General features: G+C 64.4%; 22 protein-coding genes. 7 read left to right on the top strand and 15 right to left on the bottom strand.

What is annotated here, in order from left to right; translation table 11 throughout:
- Positions 1-3: 3 nt before the first annotated feature.
- Positions 4-1,050 (bottom strand): rod shape-determining protein, encoded by a 1,047-nt coding sequence (locus EWH12_RS09830; protein ID WP_066601439.1) that lies wholly within the window; start codon positions 1,048-1,050, stop codon positions 4-6.
- Between the two features lie 161 nt (positions 1,051-1,211).
- Here EWH12_RS09830 and mutL point away from each other — a divergent pair, with 161 nt between their 5' ends.
- Positions 1,212-3,002, top strand: coding sequence for a DNA mismatch repair endonuclease MutL (gene mutL / locus EWH12_RS09825; RefSeq protein ID WP_129926447.1), 1,791 nt, complete (start codon positions 1,212-1,214; stop codon positions 3,000-3,002).
- A 4-nt stretch (positions 3,003-3,006) separates the two neighbouring features.
- The gene (locus EWH12_RS09820; RefSeq protein ID WP_066601443.1) at positions 3,007-3,498 is read left to right on the top strand and encodes a hypothetical protein; all 492 of its coding nucleotides are present in this window, start codon (positions 3,007-3,009) and stop codon (positions 3,496-3,498) included.
- 56 nt (positions 3,499-3,554) lie between these two features.
- On the opposite strand, the gene EWH12_RS09815 is transcribed toward EWH12_RS09820, so the two are convergent.
- The 4 genes from EWH12_RS09815 to ychF all read right to left on the bottom strand — a co-directional run bounded on the left by EWH12_RS09815 (position 3,555) and on the right by ychF (position 7,079).
- Positions 3,555-4,028: a MaoC family dehydratase gene (locus EWH12_RS09815; RefSeq protein ID WP_066601444.1), complete on the bottom strand. Its 474-nt coding sequence runs from the start codon at positions 4,026-4,028 to the stop codon at positions 3,555-3,557.
- A gap of 64 nt (positions 4,029-4,092) precedes the next feature.
- Positions 4,093-5,373: an alkaline phosphatase family protein gene (locus EWH12_RS09810; RefSeq protein ID WP_066601445.1), complete on the bottom strand. Its 1,281-nt coding sequence runs from the start codon at positions 5,371-5,373 to the stop codon at positions 4,093-4,095.
- 70 nt (positions 5,374-5,443) lie between these two features.
- Positions 5,444-5,974 carry a DNA-deoxyinosine glycosylase gene (locus EWH12_RS09805; protein WP_066601448.1) on the bottom strand — a complete coding sequence of 177 codons (531 nt, stop codon included), beginning with the start codon at positions 5,972-5,974 and terminating at the stop codon, positions 5,444-5,446.
- 4 nt (positions 5,975-5,978) lie between these two features.
- Positions 5,979-7,079 carry a redox-regulated ATPase YchF gene (ychF, locus tag EWH12_RS09800; RefSeq protein ID WP_066601449.1) on the bottom strand — a complete coding sequence of 367 codons (1,101 nt, stop codon included), beginning with the start codon at positions 7,077-7,079 and terminating at the stop codon, positions 5,979-5,981.
- 160 nt (positions 7,080-7,239) lie between these two features.
- On the opposite strand from ychF, the gene EWH12_RS09795 reads away from it, so the two are divergent.
- On the top strand, positions 7,240-7,683 hold the full coding sequence (locus EWH12_RS09795; protein ID WP_129926446.1) for a DUF983 domain-containing protein: 444 nt from the start codon (positions 7,240-7,242) through the stop codon (positions 7,681-7,683).
- Here EWH12_RS09795 and EWH12_RS09790 read toward each other — a convergent pair.
- Positions 7,680-8,432 carry a glutaminyl-peptide cyclotransferase gene (locus EWH12_RS09790; RefSeq protein ID WP_129926445.1) on the bottom strand — a complete coding sequence of 251 codons (753 nt, stop codon included), beginning with the start codon at positions 8,430-8,432 and terminating at the stop codon, positions 7,680-7,682. The two genes, EWH12_RS09795 and EWH12_RS09790, sit on opposite strands and share 4 nt — an antisense overlap.
- On the bottom strand, positions 8,429-9,166 hold the full coding sequence (gene ygfZ / locus EWH12_RS09785; RefSeq protein ID WP_129926444.1) for a CAF17-like 4Fe-4S cluster assembly/insertion protein YgfZ: 738 nt from the start codon (positions 9,164-9,166) through the stop codon (positions 8,429-8,431). The genes EWH12_RS09790 and ygfZ overlap by 4 nt, the downstream gene beginning before the upstream one ends.
- Before the next feature lie 69 nt (positions 9,167-9,235).
- Here ygfZ and EWH12_RS09780 point away from each other — a divergent pair, with 69 nt between their 5' ends.
- Positions 9,236-10,567: a dihydroorotase gene (locus tag EWH12_RS09780; protein ID WP_129926443.1), complete on the top strand. Its 1,332-nt coding sequence runs from the start codon at positions 9,236-9,238 to the stop codon at positions 10,565-10,567.
- 4 nt (positions 10,568-10,571) lie between these two features.
- Here the strand turns inward: EWH12_RS09780 and rarD are convergent, their stop codons facing one another.
- Positions 10,572-11,438 carry an EamA family transporter RarD gene (rarD, locus tag EWH12_RS09775; protein WP_277986018.1) on the bottom strand — a complete coding sequence of 289 codons (867 nt, stop codon included), beginning with the start codon at positions 11,436-11,438 and terminating at the stop codon, positions 10,572-10,574.
- Positions 11,439-11,467: 29 nt separating this feature from the next.
- The gene (locus EWH12_RS09770; protein WP_066605161.1) at positions 11,468-11,689 is read right to left on the bottom strand and encodes a hypothetical protein; all 222 of its coding nucleotides are present in this window, start codon (positions 11,687-11,689) and stop codon (positions 11,468-11,470) included.
- A gap of 157 nt (positions 11,690-11,846) precedes the next feature.
- Between EWH12_RS09770 and EWH12_RS09765 the strand changes: the two genes are divergently transcribed.
- Positions 11,847-12,590 carry a hypothetical protein gene (locus EWH12_RS09765; RefSeq protein WP_129926441.1) on the top strand — a complete coding sequence of 248 codons (744 nt, stop codon included), beginning with the start codon at positions 11,847-11,849 and terminating at the stop codon, positions 12,588-12,590.
- Positions 12,591-12,790: 200 nt separating this feature from the next.
- Here EWH12_RS09765 and EWH12_RS09760 read toward each other — a convergent pair whose 3' ends face one another.
- The 6 genes from EWH12_RS09760 to EWH12_RS09735 all read right to left on the bottom strand — a co-directional run bounded on the left by EWH12_RS09760 (position 12,791) and on the right by EWH12_RS09735 (position 18,568).
- Positions 12,791-13,474 (bottom strand): DUF2490 domain-containing protein, encoded by a 684-nt coding sequence (locus EWH12_RS09760; RefSeq protein WP_129926440.1) that lies wholly within the window; start codon positions 13,472-13,474, stop codon positions 12,791-12,793.
- Between the two features lie 105 nt (positions 13,475-13,579).
- Positions 13,580-15,208 (bottom strand): alpha-D-glucose phosphate-specific phosphoglucomutase, encoded by a 1,629-nt coding sequence (locus EWH12_RS09755; protein ID WP_129926439.1) that lies wholly within the window; start codon positions 15,206-15,208, stop codon positions 13,580-13,582.
- An 89-nt stretch (positions 15,209-15,297) separates the two neighbouring features.
- A complete protein-coding gene (gene pth / locus EWH12_RS09750) occupies positions 15,298-15,867 on the bottom strand; it encodes an aminoacyl-tRNA hydrolase (RefSeq protein WP_066601467.1) in 570 nt (189 codons plus the stop codon).
- Positions 15,868-16,004: 137 nt separating this feature from the next.
- On the bottom strand, positions 16,005-16,622 hold the full coding sequence (locus EWH12_RS09745; protein ID WP_066601468.1) for a 50S ribosomal protein L25/general stress protein Ctc: 618 nt from the start codon (positions 16,620-16,622) through the stop codon (positions 16,005-16,007).
- A 147-nt stretch (positions 16,623-16,769) separates the two neighbouring features.
- Positions 16,770-17,654, bottom strand: a complete 885-nt coding sequence (locus EWH12_RS09740) for a TraB/GumN family protein (protein ID WP_129926460.1) — start codon at positions 17,652-17,654, stop codon at positions 16,770-16,772.
- A complete protein-coding gene (locus EWH12_RS09735; RefSeq protein WP_129926438.1) occupies positions 17,654-18,568 on the bottom strand; it encodes a TraB/GumN family protein in 915 nt (304 codons plus the stop codon). The genes EWH12_RS09740 and EWH12_RS09735 overlap by 1 nt, the downstream gene beginning before the upstream one ends.
- Before the next feature lie 181 nt (positions 18,569-18,749).
- Between EWH12_RS09735 and EWH12_RS09730 the strand changes: the two genes are divergently transcribed.
- Complete coding sequence (locus tag EWH12_RS09730; protein ID WP_129926437.1) at positions 18,750-19,649, top strand: glycine--tRNA ligase subunit alpha; 900 nt, start codon at positions 18,750-18,752, stop codon at positions 19,647-19,649.
- A complete protein-coding gene (glyS, locus tag EWH12_RS09725; protein ID WP_129926436.1) occupies positions 19,649-21,829 on the top strand; it encodes a glycine--tRNA ligase subunit beta in 2,181 nt (726 codons plus the stop codon). The genes EWH12_RS09730 and glyS overlap by 1 nt, the downstream gene beginning before the upstream one ends.
- The last annotated feature ends 43 nt before the right edge of the window (positions 21,830-21,872 follow it).

The following is a 21,872-nucleotide window of genomic DNA, read 5'->3' as shown; positions in this document are numbered from 1 at the left end:
CGATCAGGCCGTTTGCAGCACGCCCCGGAAGATGGGATCTTCCATTGCGCGGCCGGTACCGATGGCGACACAGGTCAACGGGTCTTCGGCAATAGTTACCGGCAGGCCGGTTTCGTCGCGCAATTCGTCGTCCAGCCCCTTGAGCAGCGCGCCGCCGCCGGTCAGGACGATGCCCTGATCGACGATGTCGGCGGCCAGTTCAGGCGCGGTGTTTTCCAGCGCGATGCGGACACCTTCGACGATTGTGCTGATCGGTTCCGCCAGCGCATCGGCGATCTGCCCCTGGTTGATCGAGATTTCCTTGGGAACCCCGTTCACCAGATCGCGGCCCTTGATGTGGATCGTCTCGCCCACGCCGTCTTCGGGCGGCTGGGCGACGCCATATTGCTTCTTGATCCGCTCGGCCGTCGCTTCGCCGATCAGCAGGTTATGATGGCGGCGCACGAAGGACACGATCGCCTCGTCCATCTTGTCGCCGCCCACGCGCACCGACGTGGTGTAGGCCAAGCCTCGCAGCGAGAGCACGGCGACCTCCGTCGTGCCGCCGCCGATGTCCACGACCATCGACCCGATCGGTTCGGTCACCGGCATGTCGGCGCCGATCGCGGCGGCCATCGGCTCTTCGATCAGGAACACCTGGCTGGCGCCCGCATTGCTGGCGGCGTCACGGATCGCGCGCCGTTCCACGCTGGTCGAACCCGACGGCACGCAGATCACGATTTCAGGCGCGCGCCAGGGGCTATGCTTGCCGCCATGCACCTTGGTGATGAAATGCTTGATCATCTGTTCGGCGACGTCGATGTCGGCGATCACGCCATCGCGCAGCGGGCGGATGGCTTCGATCGAATCCGGGGTCTTGCCCATCATCAGCTTGGCGTCCACGCCGACCGCCTTCACCCGCTTGACGCCGTTCAGCGTCTCGACCGCCACCACCGACGGCTCGTTCAGTACGATGCCGCGGCCGCGCACATAGACCACCGTATTGGCGGTGCCCAGGTCGATGGCCATATCCTGCGAGGTGAATTTGAAGAGACGCGAGAAGATCGACATGCCTTATCCTGTATCGCCCGCCGTCCCCGCGACGCGATAGGGGGCCGGTCGGAAAGCTGTTCTGCTCCTGCCGTTCACCTTGTCTTTCTTGCGCCTTGCAGTGCAAAAAATATGAGGTTCGCGGCTCGCGGAAAGCGCTCGATTGGGCTAGTCCCTAATCAATGTCAATACGCCGTCTGCCCGAACATCTGGTCAATCGTATCGCTGCCGGTGAAGTGGTCGAAAGACCCGCCAGCGCGCTGAAGGAGATTGTCGAAAACGCTTTGGACGCGGGCGCGACTCGCGTCGCCATCCGCCTGTCCAATGGCGGGCTGGACCGGATCGAGGTCAGCGACGATGGCTGCGGCATGGATTCGGGCGACATGGCGCTGGCGCTGGAGCGCCACGCTACGTCGAAGCTGCCCGACGATGCCATTGAAAATGTGGCCACATTGGGTTTCCGGGGGGAGGCGCTGCCGTCGATCGCCAGCGTGGCGCGCCTGTCCATCGACAGCCGGCCGCGCGGGACCGACGGATGGAACCGTACGGTCGACAATGGACAGCTGGTGGGGGAGGGGCCGACGGCCTTGCCACCCGGCACCCGCGTCGTCGTGGAGCAGCTGTTCGGCAAGGTGCCGGCCCGGCGCAAGTTTCTGCGCTCGCCCAAGGCCGAATATGCCGCCTGCCTCGACATCGTCCGTCGTCTCGCAATGGCACATCCCACCGTCGCTTTTTCGGTCGAACATGATGGCCGCCGAGTTTTGGGCGTGCAGGCCGATGAGGCGCGCGAGGAGCGGGTGGCTGCGCTGACCGACCGGGCGTTGGCGGAAAATCACGTGATCGTATCGCTGGAGCGGGAAGGCATCCGCCTGTCGGGCGTCGCATCTATCCCGACCTACAATCGCGGCGTGGGCGATCATCAATATCTGTTCGTTAACGGACGGCCGGTGAAGGACCGGTTGTTGATCGGGGCGCTGCGCGGCGCCTACGCCGACATGCTGGCGCGCGACCGGCATCCGGTCGTCGCGCTGTTCCTCGACGTGCCGCCGCTGGACGTGGATGTGAACGTCCATCCCGCCAAGACCGAGGTGCGCTTTCGCGATCCCGCGCTGATCCGCGGCATGATAGTGTCCGGCCTGCGCCGCGCGCTCGATGCCGAAGGTTTCCGCGCTGTGCAACATGCCGATCCGGCGGCCTTGTCGGCATGGAAACCCGAACCGCTTTCGCCCACTCCCATCGGGGCGATGCCGATCTTCGAAGCGCCGATGTCTTCACCAGCGAGCTACAACCAGTTCGCGCCATCCTCTTTCGCCGATCATCGCCCGTCCTTCATCACCCCACCGCCCCAGGCGCGCGCCGAACCGGCTGCCGCGCCCGCGCCGGAAGGCGCCAGTTTCCCGCTCGGCGTCGCACGGGGCCAGGTGGCGCGCACCTACATTGTGGCGGAGGCGGAGGATGGGCTGGTCATCGTAGACCAACATGCCGCGCATGAGCGGCTGACGCTGGAGCGGATGCGGCGCGCGATGGACGGGAAGGGCGTTGCCAGTCAGGCGCTGCTGCTGCCCGAAGTGGTCGAACTGGACGAGCCGGCCTGCGACCGGCTGGAGGCGCGGATCGCCGAACTCAAGGAATTCGGCCTCGACCTGGAGCGGTTCGGCCCATCGGCCATGCTGGTCCGTTCGGTCCCGGCAATGCTGGGGCAATCGGATGTGCAGGGATTGGTGACGGACCTGGCCGACGATCTGGCGGCTTATGACAGCGCGCTGTCACTGAAGGAACGGCTCGATCTGGTCGCCGCGACCATGGCCTGCCACGGATCGGTGCGCGCGGGACGGGTGCTCAGCGTCGCGGAGATGAACGCGCTGCTCCGCGAGATGGAAGTCACCCCGCGGTCGGGCCAGTGCAACCATGGGCGGCCGACATGGGTGAAACTGGGCCATGGCGACATAGAAAAGCTGTTCGGGAGGAAATGAGTCGATGATGATCCTAGCCGCCTTGTTGTTGGCCGCTGCCGAACCCGTCTGCGCTGTGCCGGCGGTGCTGGACGAACCCTGGACCAGTTGGACCCGGAGCGGGCAGGCGACGGCCGGCGTGCTGGCGCATGGCGCGCCGGCGCTGATCCTGGGCAAGCCGTTGACCGCCGCGCTGTCCCCGGCCGCGCAGGTCCAGTTTCGCGTTGCGCCAGGCAAGGGGGCGAAGGACGGTTATGGCGGGCTGTTCAGCCTGTCGCTCAAGCAGGCGGCGCGGGTCGGCATCGCGCTGTCGGGGCCTGCCTGGGTGGATGTGGTGACGGGCGACGCTTCCATCGCCTCGGTAGAGCATGGCCATGGGCCGGACTGTTCGGGCATCCGCAAGATTGTTTGGTTCGACCTGCGCGCCGGGAGGCATCTGGTCCAGATTGTGGGATCGAAGGCGGCTTCGGTGCGGGTGATGGCGGCGGATGCGCAGGCGAACCACCCTGCGAATTGAACCCTAAACCCGTTTGGCTGAGCCTGTCGAAGCGCTGCACTTTTTTTCGTTGAGCATCACAATCCAGCCGGCCGCGTGCGCCACATGGCGATCGGGATCATAGTCAGGATCGGCTTGTCGTCCTGGTTGAAGATCGTAACCTTGCTGCGAACGATGCCCATTTCCGGCCGGCTTTGCGACGCCTTTTTGTCGATCACTTCGCTCCGGCCATGCAGCGCGTCGCCGGGGCGGAGGGGACGCAGCCAGCGCAGTTCGTCCACTCCCATGGCGCCCAGGCTGGCCGCCTGGCGGCCGGGCTGGCGCTGCATTTCCGCGACGAACATCTTCATGAACAGGGCTGTGGTGTGCCATCCGCTGGCGGACAGCGTACCGAAGTGGGTCTGCGCCGCCGCTTCGTCGGACAGATGGAAGGGCTGTGGGTCGAACTCGGCGGCGAAGGCGACCGTTTCCTCGCGCGAGACGGTCAGCGGGCCGAAGTCGAAGCCATCGCCGATCGCGATATCTTCGAAATAGACAATTTCTTCCGCCATCACCCGTCTCCCACTCCCATTTCAACAGGTGATGGCTTAGAGGTGCTTTCCGTTTACGTCAATGTCAGGGCTTTACCAACCCCTGCAACACAGTGGCATCGCCATCCGACGCCAGCGGCGTCACACCGAGCAAGCGAGCTAGCAGCGGATAGACGTCGATATTGGCGAAGTCGGCCGATGGGCGAAATGCGCGATCGAAGGCTGGGCCGTTGACGATGAACAGCGCCTGCATGTCGGGTGCGCGATCGTCCCAGCCATGGTCACCGCCTGTTATCGGCCTGGTCGGGGTCGTATTTTGAAACACCCAGCCGGTTTCCGCCAGGCAGAAATAGGGCGGGATGCGGCGGTGGGTGCCATAGTGGAAGCGGGCCGGGATCTCGCTTTTGCGCCAGCATTGCATATGGTCGCGCGGCTTGAACAGCGCAGATTCCAGCGCCTTTTCATGGCCGGGTATCGGAGCCAGGCTGGCATAGGGGCCGGTTTCAACCGTGCGATAGTCGGCCGGGTTCGCGATCTTGTCTAGCACGATGACCCGGTCGTTGGCCTTGGCCGCCATGCCATGATCGGAGACGATAACGATGTTGGCGGGTTGGCCGAGCGCCTTCAGCCCGGCGACCAGATTGCCGATATGCGCGTCGACATCGGCCACGGCCTGCGTCGTTTGCGCCGCATCGGGACCGTTGATATGGCCGGCGGTATCGACCTCGTCGAAATAGAGGGTGACGAACTGCGGGCGGATATCGGCAGGGCGGCGCAGCACGTCCAGCACGCCGTTCACGCGCTGGGTCGGGCTGATCGCTTCGTTGAACTGCGCCCAGTCGCTAGGGCGCGATCCGTTGCTGATGGTGTAGGGCCATTCCGCCGCCTTGGCGCCGCCCCAGGCGACGTTGGAGCCGGGCCAGAACATGGTGGCGGTGCGCACGCCCTGCTTTTCGGCGGTGATCCAGATCGGCTCGGCCTCGTTCCACCAATAGGGATCGTCGCTGGCCATGGTGAACTTGTCCTTGGGCCGGCTCTCATCTTCCATATTATTGGCGACGATGCCGCTGCGATCGGGCCGGTCGCCAGTCACGATCGCCCAATGATTGGGGAAGGTCTTGGTCGGGAAGGACGGGCGCATCGACGCTTCGACGCCGCCGGACGCCAATGCATTGAGGTGGGGCGATACGCCGCGGGTCAGATAATCGGGGCGGAAGCCGTCGATCGACACCAATATGGTGACCGGCGCGCGCTGCTCCGTCGGCGCGGATGCGCTGGCGACGGGATGTTGCTGCACCGGGGCGCAGGCGGCGACCAAGGAGGAGACGGACAGGGTGAGGGCGAGGGACAGGGAGCGGATGTACATCAGCGACTCTTCATGTTTGGCGTTGTTCGCTGCTTAGCAGCCGGACCATGTCGGTAAAGTGACGAAGACGTCAGGATGCGGCAGGCAGATGATCGGCGATCGGCATCCAGGCCGCTTGCTTGGCGTCGCGCGACAGGCTGGCATAGGCGCCGCTGGAGGATGGCAGGTCGATCAGCGCCAGGCCCGTCCGCGCGCCCAATTGCCGCCGGCCGTGCAGCGCGGCGGTCTTGCCGTTGAAGGCGATGGCTTTGAGCGCGGGCAGGCGGGCGACGAAGGCGCCAAGGTCGCGCAGTTCCGCACCGCGGATCGCGCCGTCCAGACTGCCTTCGCGCTCGGCGCTTTCTATCACGTCCCACAGCCCGACGCCGCGCGCGCGCAGCCGTTTCAGCCGCATCGCATAGGGCTGGCCGCGCAGATCCTCGCCCAACACCTCGCCGAGCAAGGCCCAGAAGGCGTTGCCGCGATGGGCATAATATTCGCCCTGCCGGATCGACGCATCGCCCGGCAGGCTGCCCAGGATCAGCAGGCGCGTATCGGCGTCGACGCTGGGCGGGAAGGCGGCCTTGCGCCGGGCAGGCATCTGGCCAAGCCGCAGCGCCATGGGATCAGACGTTGAAACGGAACAGCATGATGTCGCCGTCCTGCGTCACATATTCCTTGCCTTCCGACCGCCACTTGCCTGCTTCCTTGGCGCCGGCTTCCCCATTATATTGCACATAATCGGCATAGGCCATGGTTTCGGCGCGAATGAAGCCCTTCTCGAAGTCGCTATGGATCGCGCCCGCCGCCTGAGGCGCCTTCGATCCCTTCGCCACCGTCCACGCGCGCGCTTCCTTCGGCCCTACGGTGAAGAAGGTGATGAGGCCCAGCAATTCGTAACCGGCGCGGATGATGCGGGCGAGGCCGGCTTCGGCCAGGCCCAGCGCTTCGAGATATTCGGCGCGTTCTTCCACCGGCATGGTGACCAGTTCGGCCTCGATCGCGGCCGACACGATGACCGCGCTGGCGTTTTCGGCCTTCGCTTTTTCGAACACGCGGGCGGAAAATTCGTTGCCCTCCGATGCGGCGTCTTCCTCGACATTGCAAACATAGAGGACCGGCTTGGCGGTCAGCAACTGCGCCTGATTGAACAGCCGCTCTTCCTCGGCGTCGCGCGGGACGGTGAGGCGAGCAGGCTTGCCTTCGCGCAGCAGGTCGAGCGCCTGGCCCAGCACGGTGGCGGCGGCCTTGGCCTCCTTGTCGCCCTGCGCGGCCTTCTTGGCGAGGTTGGGGACGCGCTTTTCCAGGCTTTCCAGATCGGCCAGCATCAATTCCATCTCGACCGTCTCGGCGTCGGCGATCGGATCGACCTTGCCCTCGACATGGGTGATGTCGTCATCCTCGAAACAGCGCAGGACATGGACGATCGCGTCGGTTTCGCGGATGTTGGCCAGGAACTGGTTGCCCAGCCCTTCACCCTTGGATGCGCCGCGGACCAGCCCGGCGATGTCGACGAAGCTGAGCTGCGTTTCGATGATCTTTGCGCTGCCGCCGATCTTCGCGATCGTATCGAGCCTGTCGTCGGGCACGGCGACGCGGCCCTCATTGGGTTCGATCGTGCAGAAGGGATAGTTGGCCGCCTGTGCCGCCTGCGTTTCGGTCAGCGCGTTGAACAGGGTGGACTTGCCCACATTGGGGAGGCCGACGATACCGCAACGAAAACCCATTTGACTGCCTTATAAGATCGGAAACATTGGCGCGCCCGATAGCGGTTTGCGCGCCCGATGGCCAGCCTTGGCGCGTTCGTGGGCCAGAAGGGGTGGGACAAAAGGCGCAATTGCAATCAGCGGCGCTTTGCCGACATAGGGGATGATGTCGGGAGATGATATGGAACAGAGCAGCGAAACCCACTGGATCGACGAAAAGGGTCGGGCGTGGAAAAAGCGTCCGGCGCATGAAACGGGCGTATTCGGTCGCTGCCCGCGCTGCGGCGAGGGGCATATTTTCACCGGGTTCCTGACGATGCGCGACCATTGCGAGGTCTGTGGGCTTGATTACAGCTTCGCCGACCCGGCCGATGGCCCGGCGGTGTTCGTGCAACTGTTCGCCTGCGTGCCGGGCGTGGTGTTCATCCTGATGCTGGAGATTATCGCGCGTCCCGGCCTTTGGGTGCATCTGGCCGTCGGGTTGCCGGTGCTGATCCTGACGACCCTGCTGCCCATGCGGCCAATCAAAGGCTGGCTGGTCGCCGCCCAGTTCACGACTCGCGCGCAGGAGGCCGGGACGGGCGCGCTATGGGCCAAGCTGCATGATGGCCCGCCGCGCGGCTAAGGCTTTGGCGCCACCTTTATCTCGAACAGTTTCGGCCAGTTTTTGCCGGTGATGAAGACGCGGTCCTTCGCCGCGTCGTAGGCGATGCCGTTGGCGACGGCTTCGCTATCGGTGACGCCCGCGGCCTTGCGCAGGCGCGCCACGTCGATCCAGTCGATCACGGCGCCGGTCGCGGGATCGATGCGGGCGATGCGGGTGTCGTACCAGATATTGGCCCACACCTCCCCCTTCACATATTCCAACTCGTTCAGCCGATCGACCGCCCGGCCGTTCCAGGTGACGGTGATACGGCGCTGTTCGGCCAGGCTGTCGGGATCGAGGAAACGCAGTTGCGCGGTGCCGTCGCTCATGATGAGGCTGCGGCCATCCTGCGTCATGCCCCAGCCTTCGCCATCATAGCGGAAGTCGGATAGCGGTGCGAAATCGGCCAGGTTCCAGACGAAGCCCCGACGGTGCCGCCAAGTCAGGCTGACCAGCTTGTCGCCCCAGTTGACGATGCCCTCGCCGAAATAGGGCGGGTCGATGATGCGGCGTTGCAGGACTTTCCCCGTCTTGAGCGCCACCTTGCGGATGTCCGACTGGCCCTCCAGCCCGGTACTCTCGTAGAGCGCGCCGTCATGGTAGAAGAGACCTTCGGTGAAGGCGGTCGCGTCATGGGGATGGGTGGCGACCAGCTTCCAGGGGGTGTCGGCTTGGGCGGGGGGAACCAGAAGAAAGGCGCTGACGAGCGCGAACAGGATGCGATTCATTCCGCCGCCTGGCTTTCGATCGCGGTAGCCAGCCATGAGGGAAGGGTAGCGGGATCGAGCGTTTCGACCCGGCGCAACTCGATCGACAGGCCCATATCGGGCAGGGCGGCGCGTTGGCGCTTTTCGTCCGCCTGCGCCATCGGCACGGCGACGAGGCGGCGGCTCACCTTGTTGCGGTAATGCATCCGGGCGGTGTTCTCCTGCCCGACATAGCAGCCCTTGTCATAATCGACGCCGTGCAGTTCCTCCGCATTGGTTTCCAGCCACAGCGTCTGGTCCTGCCCCAGTTCCGCCGCGCCTTCGAACACGCCCAGCGCCAGGCGGTGCGCGCGGAAGGCAGGCGCGGCGTCGCCCGGCGTGGCGGGCGCGATCCAGCGATGGCCGAGCGCGGGCAGGCGCGGGTCGAGCGGGTGGTCGCTGGCGTCGGGCGACCAGTGGACTGCGAGTCCTTCCTCGCGGGCAATCACCACCTTGCGCCGCAGGCGGTAGATGTTCAGCCGCTTGGCCAGCGCATCCGCCTGCGCGGCTTCGCAGTCTATCAGGATGTCGTCGCCATCCCCCCACAGGATGAAATCGAACAGCGCCTTGCCCTGCGGCGTCAGCAGCCCGGTCCAGCGCGGCTGGCCGGGGGCAAGGGTCAGGACGTCGCGGGTGAGCAGCCCTTGCAGGAAGGCTTTGCCCTCCTCGCCGGAAATTCTCAGGATCGCGCGATCGCTTAGGGTGGTGCCGGTCATCGGCTTTAGGTAGGACGGCAGCACGACTTAGCCAAGCCGTCTGCGCGAACGGAATATAGGAATATCGTCATGACCCAGACCTTCGACATGATCCTCAGGAACGGCACCGTCCATACGCCGGGCGGCGCGGAGAGCGTGGATGTAGGCGTGCGGGCTGGCAAGATCGTGGCGATCGGCACGGGGCTGGGCGATGCGGGCGAGGTGATCGACTGCACCGGCCTGGACGTGCTGCCCGGCTGCATCGACAGCCAGGTCCATTTCCGCGAGCCGGGGCTGGAGCATAAGGAAGACCTCGAATCGGGCAGCCGCGCCGCGGTGCTGGGCGGCGTGACCGCCGTGTTCGAAATGCCCAACACCAATCCCAACACCGATACCGCCGAGCGGGTGCATGACAAGCTGAAGCGCGCGCATCACCGCATGTGGTGCGACCATGCCTTCTATGTCGGCGCGACGGCGGACAATGCCGAGCAGCTCAAGGAACTGGAGCGGATTCCCGGCACATCGGGGGTGAAGATCTTCATGGGCGCATCGACCGGCAGCCTGCTGGTGGATGATGACGATGCCCTGTCGCGCGTGCTGACGTCGGGCACCCGCCGCGTCGCCATCCATGCCGAGGACGAGACGCGGATGAACGCGCGCAAGGTCCATGCGCTGGAAGGCGATCCGTCGACCCACCCCGTCTGGCGCGACGACGAAAGCGCGATGATCGCGACCAAGCGGATCATCGCATTGGCCCGCAAGGCGCGTCGCCGCATCCACATCCTGCACATCACCACGCCCGCCGAGTTGGAATATATCGCGCAGAACAAGGATATCGCGACCTGCGAAGTGACGCCGCAGCATCTGACGCTGGCGGGCGAGGACGCCTATCCGCGGCTGGGCACCTATGCGCAGATGAATCCGCCGATCCGGTCGGGCGCGCACCGCGACGGCCTGTGGTTCTGGCTCAATCAGGGCGTGCCCGACGTGTTGGGCAGCGACCATGCGCCGCACACGATCGAGGAAAAGGCCAAGACCTATCCCGCTTCGCCAAGCGGGATGCCCGGCGTGCAGACTTTGGTGCCGCTGCTGCTGAACCATGTGGCGCAGGGGCGGCTGTCGTTGCGGCGCTTTATCGAACTCACCTCTTCAGGACCGCAGCGGGTGTTCGGGCTGGTCGGCAAGGGGCGGATTGCGCTCGGCTATGACGCCGACTTCACCGTAGTCGACCTCAAGAAGCGCTGGACCGTGGGCAGCGAGTGGCTCGCCTCGCGCTGTAACTGGTCGCCGTTCGAGGGAGATCAACTGACCGGCAAGGCCATCGGCACCATCATTCGCGGCAATCGCGTGATGTGGGAGGATGCGCTGGCCAATGCGGCGGTCGGCGAAGCGGTGCGCTTCGAGGCGACCCAGTTCGGATGACGGATCATGTCGTCGCCTGCCGGTTGCGGCGGGCGGCGGCGATGCCGTCGCCGGCGAAGAGGATCAGGCCGATCCAGATCAGGCCGAAGCTGGCCATCTGTCCCATGCTGAGCTTTTCGCCCAGCAGCAGTCCGCAGAGAAATTGCAGCGTGGGCGCGAGATATTGCATGAGGCCAAGCGTCGCCATCGGCAGACGTTGCGCCGCCACGGCGAACAGCACCAGCGGCACCGTCGTCACCGCGCCGGAGAGGATGAGCAAGGCGCTGGTGGATATGTCCTGCCCGAACCCGATGCCGCCATGGTCTGCTTTCCAGAACAGATAGGCGATGGCGAGCGGCGCCAACAACAGCGTCTCGACGCCAAGGCCGGTCATAGGCGCGACCGGCGTCAGTTTCCGCAGCAGGCCGTAAAAGGCGAAGCTGAACGCCAGCGCCAGGCTGATCCACAATGTCGTCAGCGCCGATGCGGCAAGGATGGCGACGCCGATCGTGGCCACCCCGATCGCGAGCATCTGCCCCCGGCGCAGCCTTTCCTTGAGCACCAATACGCCCAGTGTGACATTGACCAACGGATTGAGGAAATAGCCCAGGCTCGCCGCGACGACATGATCGTCATTGACCGCCCAGACATAGGTCAGCCAGTTGATGCCGATCATCAGCGCCGATCCGGCCAGCGGCACCACCAATCGGCGGTCGCGCATGGCGGCCAGAAAAGCGGGCAGGCTTTTTCGCGCGGCGAGAATGGCGGCGATCAGCAGCAGCGACCAAAGGATTCGTTGGGTCACGATCTCCACCGGATCGACATGGTGCAGCAGGCGGAAAAAGAGCGGCAGCAGCCCCCACAGGCCATAGGCGACCATTGCGGCCAGCAAGCCACGCCGCGTTTCCGCGTCGATGTCGCTCAGAAAATGCCCCCGCCCAGGAATAGCCGCAGCGCGCCGAAGCCGGCGACGATCAGGCAGAAGTTCCGCCCGCCATTTTTCGACGAGATCATGCCGACAAGCGCGCCGAACAGGGCCAGCGGCACCAATATCCAGTTGAGCGCGCCGAGCAGCGGGATGACCGCCGGGATCATGAGGATGAGGGTGACAAGGCCGATGAAGCCTGACAATATATTGAGCATCGGCCCATCATGGCCGCGATATTGTCCCAGAGCAAGACAGCGGGACAAGGCCAGTCGATAAGCGCTGGCCATCTGCGCAAAAATCGGCAGATTCACCACATATCCTAATGGAAAATTAACTTGCCCTCTTCATGGCTTGTTTACGAAGGAGTGAAGCATGGCGCGTGTCCGATCTATAGCAATGGTGTCTTTGGCGTTGGCGCTGGCCGCCTGCGGCAAGGGGGACAAGGACGCCAGCCTGGCCGCGCTCGACGCGCAGTTGACCAACAATGCGACCGACCCGGCGCTCAAGGGGGCGCTCGCCGATCCGATCGTGGTCGATCCGCAACTGGTGGGCCGGGCCAATCGCAACGCCGTGCGCTCCGCCGATCGGCCCGCCAATGGCGCGCTGCCGGCGCTGACCGGAGATGCGGGCGCGGCGCAGGCGGAAGCGGTGAAGCTGGCCGGCGGCAAGCTGCTATCCACGCCGACCGCGAGCGAGGGTGAGGCCATGGCGTCGACCGTGACGCTGGGCGCGGTCGCGCGCGCGGACTCCGGCCGTCGCGGCGGCAACGGCGCTTGCGCGAAGAAGCTGAATTACGGCATGGAATGGGCGCAGCGGCTGCCCGAACCCTTCGGCCTGTTTCCCGGCGCGCAACTGACCGAGGCGGCGGGCGCGCAGGTCGACGGCTGCACCCTGCGCGCGGCGAGTTTCGTGACGCCGGCGCCGCGGCAGGGCGTGATGGACTATTATTACACGCTGGCGCGCCGCGCAGGCTATGATGGCGAACATAAGATATTGGGCGGCGACCATGTGCTGGGCGGCACCCGCAGGTCCGACGGCAGCGCCTATTTCATCCTGTTCACCGACGCGCCGGGCGGCAAGACCAGCGTTGATATCATCGCCGACAACGGCCGATAAGCCGCGTTCCGAGACAGCGAGTTGGACAGTTGCGCCACATCGGGCGATTGCAAGTTATTGTTATGCGGCGATTTTTTGACCGCCTGTCATTCGATGTGGACGTTAATTATCCTATTTTTCTTTATAACCAATGACTTGTGACGCCTGTGATTGACGGTAAATGCACGCAAATCATCCTGATGAGGACGTCGCAGCTGTCCTTAGTGCCGGAAAAATAGCGTCAGCGACGCGACATGGTTGACGCGCGTGTTGCCCGCGCGCTGGTTGACCAACTGGTTGAGGTAACCCACCTCCAGCGTCGATGCGCCGGGCAGGCCGATTTCCGCGCCGACGAAACTGCGTAGCTGGTCGAACCCGTTGCGCGCGCCCCAGTCCGTGTCGTTGAGCGCCGCGAACCCCTCGGCATAGACCAGCGCGTTGACGGCGTCGCTGTCGGCGCGCAGCGGCTTTTCGTAGCGGAGCATTTCGCGCACGCGCCAGCCCATGTCGTCGCCGTCCGAGCGCCAGCGCTGTTCGAGGCGGGTGCGCGACGAGAGTTCGCCGCCCCAGGGCTTGCCGAGCGTCCAGTTTAGCTGCTGGAAGCTGCGTTCCTCGTTGACGTCCTTGCCGCCCTCGATCGGTGCGACGACATGGGCATAGCCCTGATAGAGGGTCAGCGTGGGCGAGAATTTCCAGCCCACAGCGCCGCGGAAGAGCGACTGGTCGATCCGCGAGACGCCATCGCCGAAGCGCGGCTGAATTTCGGCGAAATAGACCAGTTCGTCCTTGATCGATCCCATGGCGGTCAGGTTAAGCCAGACTTGCTCATCCTCGCTGGTGGCCGCGCGGGCAGGGGCAGAGAGCAGCGCGAGGCAGGCGGACAGGCAGAGAGCGAGGCGGCGCATGGATGTCCTGGAGTTGGGAAAGGGATGCCCGTCCCTCTAATCCGCGCGCGTTTCCACTTTGTTGCCGATGCGTTAGTTTATATCTGCGCCAGCGAAGCCGGGCGATCAGGTGATGACGCTCGGCTGGTCCATGCCGGTATAACCCGTAATGTCGGCCAATTCCTGCGCCGCGGCGATCAGCGGGGCGAGGGCGTCGCCGGTTTCCAGGCCAAGGTCGCCGTCCGGCCCGACATAGCGTTCGATATAGACGCGCAGGGTGGCACCCTCGGTTCCAGTGCCGGACAGGCGGAACACCACGCGCGATCCGTCCGTAAACAGGATGCGGACGCCCTGGTTGCGGCTGACCGACTGGTCCGTGGGGTCGGTATAGGCGAAATCGTCGGCGGCCTTGACCGTGCCGCCGCTATTCGCCGTGCCGGACAGGCTGTCGAGCTTGGCGCGCAACGCCGCCATCAGCGCATCGGCCTTGTCCTTGGCGATGGCTTCATAATCGTGGCGGGCATAATAGTTGCGGCCATAGGTCGCCCAATGGTCCGCCATGATCGCGGCGACGCTTTGCTGACGGACGGCCAGGATATTGAGCCACAGCAGCACCGCCCAGATGCCGTCCTTTTCGCGCACATGGTCGGAGCCGGTGCCGGCGCTTTCCTCGCCGCAGATGGTCGCCATGCCCGCGTCAAGCAGGTTGCCGAAGAATTTCCAGCCGGTCGGCGTTTCATAGAGCGGCACGCCCAGCTTTTCGGCGACCCGGTCGGCCGCGCCGCTGGTGGGCATGGAACGGGCGATGCCCTTTAGGCCCGCGGCATAGCCGGGCGCCAGATGGGCGTTGGCGGCCAGCACCGCGAGCGAGTCCGAGGGCGTCACATAGCTGTGCCGGCCGATGATGAGGTTGCGGTCGCCATCGCCGTCCGACGCCGCGCCGAAATCGGGCGCGTCGGGGGCCATCATCCGGTCGTAAAGCTCTTTGGCATGGACCAGATTGGGATCGGGGTGATGATGGCCAAAATCGGGGAGCGGGGTGCCGTTCATCACCGTGTCCTGCGGCGCGCCCAGACGGCGTTCGAAAATCTCGACCGCATAGGGGCCGGTCACAGCGCTCATGCTGTCGAAGGCGAGGGTGAAGCCGCCTGCGATCTGGGCGCGGATCGCGGCGAAATCGAACAGGCTTTCCATCAGATCGGCATAGGCGGCCACCGGATCGACCACTTCGACCGTCATGTCGCCCAACTGGATTTCGCCGATCGTGTCGATGTCAACATCGGCGGCGTCGAGGATGGTGTAGTGGTCGATGACGAGCGAACGGGCGGCGATGGCGTCGGTCACCTTTTCCGGCGCGGGGCCACCATTGCCGATATTATATTTGATGCCGAAATCCTCGTCCGGGCCGCCCGGATTGTGGCTGGCCGACAGCACCAGTCCCCCGAACGCGCCGGATGCGCGGATCAGGTGGGAGGCGGCGGGGGTGGACAAGATGCCGCCCTGGCCGACCAGCGCCCGGCCAAAGCCGTTGGCCGCCGCCATCTTCAGGACGATCTGGATGACTTCGCGGTTGAGGTAACGGCCATCGCCCCCCACCACCAGCGTCTGCCCGGCAAAGCCATCAAGGCTGTCGAACACCGACTGGACGAAATTTTCGGCATAATGGGGCTGCGCGAAGACGCGGACCTTTTTGCGCAGGCCGGACGTGCCGGGCTTCTGGTCGTCGAACGGCGTCGTGGCAACGGTGTGAATCACCCAATATCCCCTGAACTGCGTTTGCGCACTGTAATATTATGGGCCTTATGGCCCGGCAATGTTGCAACGCGCAATCGGGTTAAGCTTTTTCAGGCTGCCAGCCGCAGCGCCACTTCGTTCATGAAGCGGGCGTCGTCATTCTTCGCCAGCCATTCGGCTTCCGCGCCGATCGCGGCCAGCATGTCGGTCAGGGCGTCCATCTCGCTCTTGGCGTAATTGCCCAGGACATAGCCATGGACCTTGTCCTTATGCCCCGGATGGCCGATGCCGATCCGCACCCGGCGGAAATCATTGCCGATATGCGCGTCGGTCGAGCGCAGGCCGTTATGCCCGGCATTGCCGCCGCCGCGCTTCACCTTGACCTTCATGGGCACGAGGTCGAGTTCGTCGTGGAAGACGGTGACGTCCTGCGGCGTCAGCTTGTAGAAGCGCATCGCATCGCCGACCGACCGGCCGCTTTCGTTCATGAAGGTGGCGGGTTTGAGCAGGATGATTTTTTCCGGCCCGATCCGTCCTTCCTGCACCCAGCCCTGAAACTGCTTTTTGGGCGGGGAGAAACGGTGCATGTCCGCGACCAGATCCGCGACCATGAAGCCGACATTGTGCCGGTGCATCGCATATTGCTGCCCCGGATTGCCAAGGCCCGCCCAGATCTGCATCCATATCCTCCAGAAAAGCAAAACCCCGTTCGCCCTGAGCCTGTCGAAGGGCCTTTCTGCTTCCGAATAGGGAAGGATCAGGCTTCGACAGGCTCAGCCCGAACGGGGTTGAGCCATTAGCGTATAGCTCGAAAAACTTATTCGGCCTCGCCCGCTTCAGCTTCCGATTCGCCCTCGGCGCTCTTGAGAGCCGAAGGGGCGACGATGGTCGCGATGGTGAAGTCGCGGTCGTCGATCGCGGTCTTCGCGCCCTTGGGCAGCGTCACCGCGCTGATGTGGATCGAATCGCCGACTTCGAAGCCCTTGAGGTCGACAACGACGTCTTCGGGGATTTCGGCGGCATCGACGATCAGTTCGATCTCATGACGAACGACGTTCAGCACGCCGCCCTTCTTCAGACCAGGCGAAGCGTCTTCATTTTCGAAACGCACCGGGACGTTGACGTTGACCGAGGCATGTTCCGAAACGCGCAGGAAATCGGCGTGCAGCGGACGGTCCGAGACGGGGTGGAAGGCCACGTCCTTGGCGAGGGTGCGGACGGTCTTGCCGCCGACTTCGACCATGATGACCGAATTGAAGAAGTGACCGGTGCCGAGCTGCTTGTTGAGGAGCTTTTCCTCGACATGGATCGACAGGGGTTCTTCGTTCATTCCATAGATGACGGCGGGTACGCGGCCCTCACGGCGGAGGGCGCGGGAGGCTCCCTTGCCTGCCCGATCGCGTGCCTCGGCCGACAGCGTAAGCTGCTCGCTCATTGCGTGTCTCCAAAAGCAAAATTGATGTACTTTCCCGCCACGCCTCCAGGGATGACCATAGCGGGAGGCGGCCCTTTAGCAGAAAAGGGCGGGAATGCAAGGGTGGGAGCCATATTGCGCAAGTTCCGTTTGGTGGTGGGGGAGGCGTTACTGCACCCGCGTCACCGTAAACCCCTTGGCTTTCAACAACTCGATCAGATTTTCCCGGCCGGTCAGGTGGCCCGCGCCCACCGCGATGAAGGGGCGGCCCTGCATCGGTTCGATCGCCTTCACCCAGTCGCGGTTGCGGGCGACCAGCACGGCTTCCTCGACCATCGGGTCGGGCTGCTCGCCAATCTGGTCTTCCTTGGCGATCGCTTCCATGTCGCCCTTGCCCCAAGCGGCGAGGATGCGGTCGTAGAGCGCCTTCATGCCCTTGGCTTCATGGATGGTCTGGACCAGCAGGCGGGATTGCGCCGCTTCGGGCAGCGTGTCGAAGGCGGCGAATTGCCGCTCCACCGTCTCCAGCCCGCCGATCGGCTTGCCGGCCTTTTTGAACGCCTCGATCAGCACCGGCTCCACGCCGTCATCCTGGCTGACGCCCAGGCCCTGCTGGCTGGAAGCGGACAGCAGCATCGCGGCGGCCCAGCTTTCATAGCCCGACAGCAGCTGGCTGTTGGTGCCGCCATCGGCCATCGCCTTGACCAGGGCCGTTTTTTCCTCGTCCGGCACGCGCCGTTCCAGTGGCGGCAGGCCGGCGCTGCGGCCCATTTTCTCGAACAGCGACAAGGTCTTCTGTTCGTCCTGCAAATCGGCAGCCTCCAGCACCAGCCGGTCGGACGCGGTCATCGCTTCAGTGATGGCGGGCGTTTGCCAGGCAAGCCCCTTGGGCAGGACATGGATGGTGCCGAACAGCCAGCCGTTCAGTTCGCCCCGCTGCACCTGCCACAGGGCGGGGCCGCCCTGCGCCTTGGCGGGCGGCGCGTCATTTTGTCCGCACGCCGCGACCAGCGTCAGCGCGAACAGAGCGAGGAGGCGGGTGACGAGGCGCATCATGGTTTTACGTCCTTCAGGCGGCGGGCGCGCAGGCCCAAAGATTTGAGTTGGTCCTGCACGCTGCCCTTGCCGGCCAGATGACCCGCGCCCACGGCGACGAAGACGGTGCCGGGCTGGTCGAGCCGGGCCTTGATCCACTTGGCCCAGTTGGCGTTGCGGCCGGTCAGCAGCACCTGCGCCAGTTCCGGCGTCGCTTCGAGCGATTCGTTCATCGATTTGGCCAGCCTGTCCGGCTGACCCGCCTGCCAGTAACGCAGCAGGTCGCCAAATTCGCTCTCCATGTCCGGCAGGCCGTCCACGGTGGCGTTCAGGAACTGCACCTGCTGCGCCATCGGCAGGCTGGCGAAGAAGCCTAGCTGTTGTTCGACCGTTTCGAGCGCATCGACCTTCTTGCTCGCGGCCTGCGCCGCGATGCGCAGGATTTTCTCCGCGCCCAGATCATTTTTATAGCCCAGCTTTGCGAGCGGGGCGACCGACAGGGCCATGCCGCTCATCCAGGGATTGAACATGTCGAACGTGCGCCAGGGCAGGCTATTGGCGTCCATCGCCGCCTGATATCGCGCGCGCGCGTTCGGGGTCAGCCGGTCGGACAGCTTCACCCCGTCCTTGGCCAGCGCCATGCCCGCCATCGCCGCGCCGATCGCGCCTGGATCGTCCGGCTCGATGATTTCCAGCACCAGTTCGTTCGAGCGGTCGAAGGCGCGCTTTATGTCGCCATGGAACCAGTCAATGTCCGGCTTCATCACATGGACGGTGCCGAACAGATAGATGGTGGTGTCGGCATCCTGCACCGCCCACAGCGCCGGGGTGGCGGTCGTCGTGGTGACGGCGGGTTTGGCATGGGCAGGGACGCCGCCGATCAGCAGCCATGCGGCGCCGATGGCCCGCAACAGGGTAGGAAGCAGCTTCATGCCTCCTTCAATGGGGAGCGCGGGGCGGGAGGGCAAGCCGCTTAACCCTGTTTAGGGCGGCTTTCCCCAACCCTTGGCCCTTGGCCCCCGACCCTTGGCCCCGACCCTTGGCCCTTGACCCTATCGGCCCCATGCGCCAAGGCGCGGCCACGTAATTCAGCGATTTCGATAAGGACGTTTCGTGGCCGAAGGCAAAGCGCTTTCCTTCCAGGACCTGATCCTGACCCTCCATGCCTATTGGGGGAAACAGGGCTGCGTCATCCTCCAACCCTATGACATGGAAGTGGGGGCGGGCACATTCCATCCGGCGACCACGCTGCGCGCGCTGGGGCCACAGCCCTGGAACGCCGCCTATGTCCAGCCCAGCCGCCGCCCGACCGACGGGCGCTATGGCGAAAATCCCAACCGGTTGCAGCATTATTACCAATATCAGGTGATCATGAAGCCGTCGCCAGCGAACCTCCAGGAACTCTATCTGGGCAGTCTGGTGGAGATCGGCATCGACCCGCTGGTCCACGACATTCGCTTCGTCGAGGATGACTGGGAAAGCCCGACGCTGGGCGCCTGGGGTCTGGGCTGGGAAGTGTGGTGCGACGGGATGGAAGTCACCCAGTTCACCTATTTCCAGCAAATGGGCGGATACGACTGCAAGCCGGTCGCGGGCGAGCTGACTTACGGGTTGGAGCGGTTGGCCATGTATATTCAGGGCGTCGACAGCGTTTACGACCTGAAATTCAACGACGCCGGCGTCACCTATGGCGATGTGTTTCTGGCCAACGAACAGCAGATGTCGAAATGGAATTTCGAGGTCGCGGACACGGACAAGCTGTTCCGCTGGTTCAAGGATTGCCAGGCCGAATATGGTCGTTGCATCGAGGCGAACGTGCCGCTGGCCGCCTATGACCAAGCGATCAAGGCGAGCCATGTGTTCAACCTGCTCCAGGCGCGCGGCGTGATTTCCGTGCAGGAACGCGCCAGCTATATGGGCCAGGTGCGCGACATGGCGAAGGGCAGTTGCGAGGCGTGGATCGCCAGCAATGCCGACGCATGGAGCGCCAAATTTCCGGGGTGGACCGCGTGATGACTGATTTCCTCCTCGAATTGCGCTGTGAGGAAATTCCCGCGCGTATGCAATTGAAGGCGTCCGAAGACCTTGCCCGCCTGTTCACCGAAGAACTGGCCAGGGCCGGCCTCAAGCCCGCTGCGATCGACAGCTTTGTCACGCCGCGCCGCCTTGCGCTGGTCGCGCGCGGCCTGCCGCTCGAAACCGCGGCGGTGAGCGAAGAGCATAAAGGTCCGCGCACATCCGCGCCGCCCCAGGCGCTCGAAGGCTTTCTGCGCAAGACCGGCCTGACCCAGGACCAGCTGGAAGACCGGGACGGCGTCTGGTTCGCCGTCGTCAACAAGCCCGGCCGCGCCACCATGGACGTGTTGGCGCAGACCGTGCCCGCCGTCATCCGCGCCTTCCCCTGGCCCAAGGCGATGCGCTGGGGCGTCGCCAGCCAGACGACCGAGAGCCTGCGCTGGGTCCGCCCGTTGCAGGGCATCGTCGCCATTTTGGGTGAGCAACTGGTCGATATCGTGGTCGAGGATGTGCGGTCGGGCTATGCGACGCTGGGCCATCGTTTCCATCATCCCGGCGCGATCACGATCGGCGGCGCGGACGATTATGTCGAAAAGCTGCGCGCCTGCCATGTGATCGTAAGCCATCAAGAGCGGCAGGCGATCATCGCGGCGAAGGCGGCGCAGGCTGCTGCGGCGCATGGTTACACGGTGATCGAGGATAAGGGCCTGGTCGCGGAGAATGCGGGGCTGACCGAATGGCCGGTGCCGCTACTGGGCGATTTCGACCCGGCCTTTTTGGAGGTGCCGCCCGAAGTCATCCAGTTGACGCTGCGCATCAACCAGAAATATTTCGTGCTGCGCGACGCGGCTGGCAAGCTGGCGCCTGCCTTCATCTGCACCGCCAATATCGAGGCGAAGGATGGCGGCGCGGCGATCGTGGCGGGCAACCGCAAGGTGCTGGCCGCGCGGTTGAGCGATGCCCGCTTCTTCTGGGAGCAGGATCGCAAGACGGCGCTGGCGGACCATGCGCAGAAGCTGGCGCGCATCACCTTCCACGAGAAGTTGGGCACCGTCGCCGACAAGGTGGAGCGGGTTGCGAAGCTGGCGCGGTGGTTGGTGGAAGAGGGGATCGTCAAGGGCGCGGATGCGGATTTGGCCGAACAGGCAGCCCGCCTCGCCAAGGCCGACCTGGTCACGGAGATGGTCGGCGAGTTCCCCGAATTGCAGGGCGTCATGGGCGGCTATTACGCCCGCGCGGAGGGTTTGCCCGACGCGGTGGCCGACGCGATCCGCGACCATTATAAGCCGGTCGGGCAGGGCGATGACGTGCCGACCGCGCCAGTGACGGTGGCGGTGAGCCTGGCGGACAAGCTGGATACGCTGGTCGGCTTTTTCTCATGGGGTTTACTGCCTACTGGATCGAAAGACCCATTCGCTCTCCGACGGGCAGCTCTGGGAGTTATCCAGCTTATACTGGAAAACCGGGTTAGAACCTCATTAAATGGCGTGAGTTATGGTCACGCGATGACTGTCATGAGGCAATTGACGTCAGAGAGTTTGACGCATTGGCAGGGCGTATTATTGAATTATGACGAGTTGCCAATAGAAAAAAAGATTCAATTGAACGAGAAGCTTTCTGGTGAAAACCCAGAAACGTGGGCAGGGTTTGAAATTCCTCCGAACATTGCTCATGCGATGGTTACGTTCTTCGCCGACCGCCTCAAGGTCCAGCAACGCGAAGCCGGCGTCCGCCACGACCTGATCGACGCGGTGTTCGCGCTGGGTGGCGAGGATGATCTCGTCCGCTTGCTCGCCCGCGTCCATGCGCTGCAATCCTTCGTCGCGACGGATGATGGCGCGAACCTGCTCGCCGGGTACAAGCGGGCGGCCAATATCCTGAAAAAGGAAGCCGTCGATCCCGCCATCGTCCCGGCGGCGCCGTCCGAACCGGCGGAAGCCGCTTTGCTCGCCGCGCTCGACGCTGCCGAGCCCCTCGCGGCGCGGGCTGTCACTGACGAACGCTTTGCAGACGCCATGGCCGCGCTCGCCACGCTGCGCGCGCCGATCGACGCTTTCTTCGAGTCCGTCACGGTCAACGACGCCGATCCTGCAAAACGGGCGGCGCGTCTTGCGCTGCTCGACCGGGTGCGGGCGGCTGTGCATGGCGTCGCGGACTTTTCGAAAATTACGGGCTGAGAGACAAGTCGGACATATCCGTCCATAAAAATGACGATATGAC

The sequence above is a fragment of the Sphingobium cupriresistens genome, assembly GCF_004152865.1.
Classification (GTDB): domain Bacteria; phylum Pseudomonadota; class Alphaproteobacteria; order Sphingomonadales; family Sphingomonadaceae; genus Sphingobium; species Sphingobium cupriresistens.
The sequence above is the reverse complement of the archived record's forward strand: the minus strand, read 5'-3'. Positions and strand labels throughout refer to the sequence as shown.